At 34.2% G+C, this 4,058-nt stretch carries 2 protein-coding genes and 1 pseudogene; 1 reads left to right on the top strand and 2 read right to left on the bottom strand.

All coding sequences use genetic code 11. The annotated features are described in order from the left end of the window. Together KLA_RS18600 and KLA_RS17755 are read right to left on the bottom strand one after the other, a co-directional pair. Nucleotides 1-310: pseudogene (locus tag KLA_RS18600) on the bottom strand (gliding motility-associated C-terminal domain-containing protein); the annotation flags it as partial. Beyond that, on the bottom strand, nt 258-1,994 hold the full coding sequence (locus KLA_RS17755; protein ID WP_051456154.1) for a hypothetical protein: 1,737 nt from the start codon (nt 1,992-1,994) through the stop codon (nt 258-260). The pseudogene KLA_RS18600 and the gene KLA_RS17755, both read right to left, overlap by 53 nt. A gap of 376 nt (nt 1,995-2,370) precedes the next feature. On the opposite strand from KLA_RS17755, the gene KLA_RS16950 reads away from it, so the two are divergent. After that, a complete protein-coding gene (locus tag KLA_RS16950) occupies nt 2,371-3,960 on the top strand; it encodes a peptide chain release factor 3 (protein WP_034647309.1) in 1,590 nt (529 codons plus the stop codon). The last annotated feature ends 98 nt before the right edge of the window (nt 3,961-4,058 follow it).

Here is a 4,058-nt window from a genome sequence, read left to right as displayed (position 1 = left end):
CTACACCTGTAAATGTTTGGTCTGGTTCTCCGTCAAAGTTAAAGTCGTTACCCTCATTATTATCTGGAACTGAATCATTATCACTATCTAAGTCAATGTAATCTGGTGTATCCTCACCATCGTGATTGTTTGGTGTAATTCCTTCATCTCCTGATCCTTCATAAGCATCATCTAACCCATCCATATCTGAATCGTTTCCGCTTGGTGCTATGTAACCGTCTGTTGTTTGTCCTTCTACGTTGTCTGGAATACCATCGTTATCTGCATCTATATCTAAATGGTTTGGTATACCATCGCCAGTTATCTGCATCTATATCTAAATGGTTTGGTACACCATCTCCGTCTGTATCTAGAGGATCTGTTAATGGATCATTATCATTATCTAAGTTTGGATCTTCTACTGTATCTAAAATACCATCATTATCATCATCTAAATCTACAGCATCTGGAACTCCGTCACCATCTGTATCTGTACCAGGTGTATTATCTGTAGGATCTAAATAGTCTGGTGTACCATCACCGTCTGTATCATCATTAGTTGGGTCACCATCGCCATCTGCATCTTCATCTGGTGTGTTTATACCATCACCATCATCATCTAAATCTCTGTAGTTTACATCTTCTGTACCGTCTGTATCTGGTAAATCGTTTGCTGGATCATTAATCTCATCATTAACATCAAATCCATCGTTTACATCTGATCCTTCATAACCATCATCTAAACCATCACCATCTGTATCTACACCTGTAAATGTTTGGTCTGGTTCTCCGTCAAAGTTAAAGTCGTTACCCTCATTATTATCTGAAACTGAATCATTATCACTATCTAAGTCAATGTAATCTGGTGTATCCTCACCATCGTGATTGTTTGGTGTAATTCCTTCATCTCCTGATCCTTCATAAGCATCATCTAAACCATCCATATCTGAATCGTTTCCGCTTGGTGCTATGTAACCGTCTGTTGTTTGCCCTTCTACGTTGTCTGGAATACCATCGTTATCTGCATCTATATCTCTAAAGTCTGGATTAGAATCTGAATCTGAATTTGTTGGTATAATACCTTCTCCAGAGCCAGGTGTAGTTTCATAAGCATCATCTAAACCGTTACCATCTGTATCAAAAGTACAAGGGTGCACAATAGCATTACCTCCTTGAGCTTCAATATTATCTATAATACCATCATTATCAGAATCTATATCTCTAAAATCTGGTTTCTTATCTCCGTCTGTATCAACTGGAGTTAAACCTAAACCTGGACAACTTTGGTAAGCATCATCTAAACCATCACAGTTAGCATCCTTTCCTTTAGGTGCAATATAATCGTCTGTGTTTTGCGCTTCTATATTATCTATAATTCCGTCATCATCAGAATCTATATCTCTAAAATCTGGATGAGAATCACCATCTGTATCAACAGGTGTAATTCCCTGACCTGCACCACAATAATCTTCATAATGATCATCTAAACCATTTTTTGGAGCAGAATCCATACCGCAAGGTGCAGTAAATTCGTTTGTAGGCTGAGCTTCTACATTATCTAAAATTCCGTCATTATCAGAATCTATATCCAAATAATCTTTTCTAGTATCTCCATCAGTATCTATTGGAGTTAAACCTCCACAACTTCCTGGTGTTTCCTCGTATGCATCATCTAAACCATTACCGTCAGAATCTATGCCACTTGGAGCTATAAACCCCACTGATAACTGCGCTTCTACATTGTCTAAAATACCGTCATTGTCAGAATCTATATCTAAACTATTTGGTATTCCGTCCTTGTCAAAATCACCGTTTCCTTCTACTGTATCAATAATACCGTCATTATCATCGTCAATATCAACGTGATCAAAAACGCCATCACCGTCTGTGTCTACACCAGGACCAAAGTCTGCGTAAACAGTGAATGAAGAGAATATAAATACAAGTAAAAAAGTAAACAGAGGTGTCCTTTTTTTAGATAAGGACCTGCTAATTATTAAAGTAAAGTTTTCCATAAATGATAGTTAGTGTTACTAATCACCATGGCATTTTTTGTTAAGTTTACTTAAAAAGATTTTGGGACTTCTTGCTTAAACTGGATGCTAAGTTAAAGTTATTTTTATATACTGCATTAAATTTGATATCATAAGTTGCATCCGTTCTTTGAAGCGCAAATTTAATCGTTTAAATGTTAATTTTTTAACTTTCTTGTTTGAAAATTTAACAAAAAAATATCTTAACGTCATTTTATAAAAAAAGGATAATCTAAAAAAAAAGCACTTCATCGAAATTAAAAAAAGCTAACTAGTTAGTAATCTAGCTACTTAATATTTGTTAACAGAGTTATTAGCATTCTATTATTTACCGTACTTTTGCAACAAATTTTTTTAAATGAGTTTTGAAAAAGAAATACAAAAGAGAAGGACTTTTGGAATCATATCTCACCCTGATGCTGGTAAAACAACATTAACAGAAAAGTTATTACTTTTTGGTGGTGCAATACAAGAAGCCGGAGCAGTAAAAAACAATAAAATAAAGAAATCTGCTACCAGTGATTTTATGGAAATTGAAAGACAGAGAGGTATTTCTGTTGCTACGTCTGTACTTGCCTTTATATACAAGGATAAGAAAATAAATATTTTAGATACACCAGGACACAAAGATTTTGCTGAAGATACATTTAGAACTTTAACAGCTGTAGATAGCGTTATTGTTGTTATTGATGTGGCTAAAGGTGTAGAGGAGCAAACTGAAAAATTGGTTGAAGTATGTAGAATGCGTAAAATACCAATTATTGTTTTTATAAATAAATTAGACCGTGAAGGTAAAGATGCTTTTGATTTACTTGATGAAGTAGAACAAAAGCTAGGCCTATCTGTTACTCCATTAAGTTTCCCAATTGGCATGGGTTATGACTTTAAAGGAATTTATAATATTTACGAGAAAAACATTAACCTTTTTAGCGGCGACAGTAAAAAAAATATTGAAGAAACTATTGCTTTTGATGATGTTCAAAATTCAGAATTAGAAAACGTAATAGGAGAAAAAGCGGCGCAGACTTTAAGGGATGACCTGGAGTTGATAAATGGTGTTTACCCTGAGTTTAGCAAAGAGAAATATTTATCTAGTGAACAGCAGCCAGTATTCTTTGGTTCTGCTTTAAATAATTTTGGTGTTCGAGAACTATTAGATTGTTTTATTGAAATTGCCCCCTCTCCAAGGCCTAAAAAAGCAGAAGAAAGAGAGGTAATTGCAAATGAAAAACAATTTAGTGGATTTGTTTTTAAAATACACGCCAATATGGATCCTAAACACAGAGATAGACTAGCGTTTATAAAAATTGTGTCTGGTACTTTTGAGCGTAACAAACCATATCTACATGTTAGAAATAAGAAAAAGTTAAAATTCTCTAGTCCTAATGCATTTTTTGCAGAGAAAAAAGAAATAGTAGACATCTCTTACCCAGGAGATATTGTTGGTTTACACGATACAGGGCATTTTAAAATAGGTGATACTTTAACTGAAGGAGAAGAGTTGCATTACAAAGGGATTCCTAGTTTTAGCCCGGAACACTTTAGGTACATTAACAATGCAGATCCTATGAAATCAAAACCTTTGTACAAAGGTATAGACCAATTAATGGATGAAGGTGTTGCTCAATTATTTACTTTAGAAATGAACGGGCGTAAAATAATTGGAACCGTTGGAGCCTTACAGTTTGAGGTTATACAATATAGGCTAGAACATGAATATGGAGCAAAATGTACATATGAAAATTTCCCTGTTTTTAAAGCTTGTTGGGTAGACCCTAGTGATAAAAACAACGATGAGTTTAAAGAGTTTAAACGTGTAAAACAAAAGTTTTTAGCCAAGGATAAGTCTGGAAAATTAGTGTTCTTAGCAGATTCACAATTCTCTTTACAAATGACACAACAAAAATACCCAAGTGTAAAATTACATTTTACATCTGAGTTTGAATAACAACTAGTGTTACCAGAAAAATAAAAAAAGCCAAACATAAATTGTTTGGCTTTTTTATTACCTATTTTTGTCCCGTCCTAACATAGCGATACACTAAA

This window comes from Cellulophaga geojensis KL-A, from assembly GCF_000568425.1.
Lineage (GTDB): Bacteria > Bacteroidota > Bacteroidia > Flavobacteriales > Flavobacteriaceae > Cellulophaga > Cellulophaga lytica.
This window is presented reverse-complemented; position numbering and strand designations above follow the sequence as displayed.

Coding starts and splice junctions, on each gene's coding strand:
- KLA_RS16950 (WP_034647309.1), top strand. CDS start 2,371: ATGAGTTTTGAAAAAGAAATACAAAAGAGAAGGACTTTTGGAATCATA.
- KLA_RS17755 (WP_051456154.1), bottom strand. CDS start 1,994: ATGGAAAACTTTACTTTAATAATTAGCAGGTCCTTATCTAAAAAAAGG.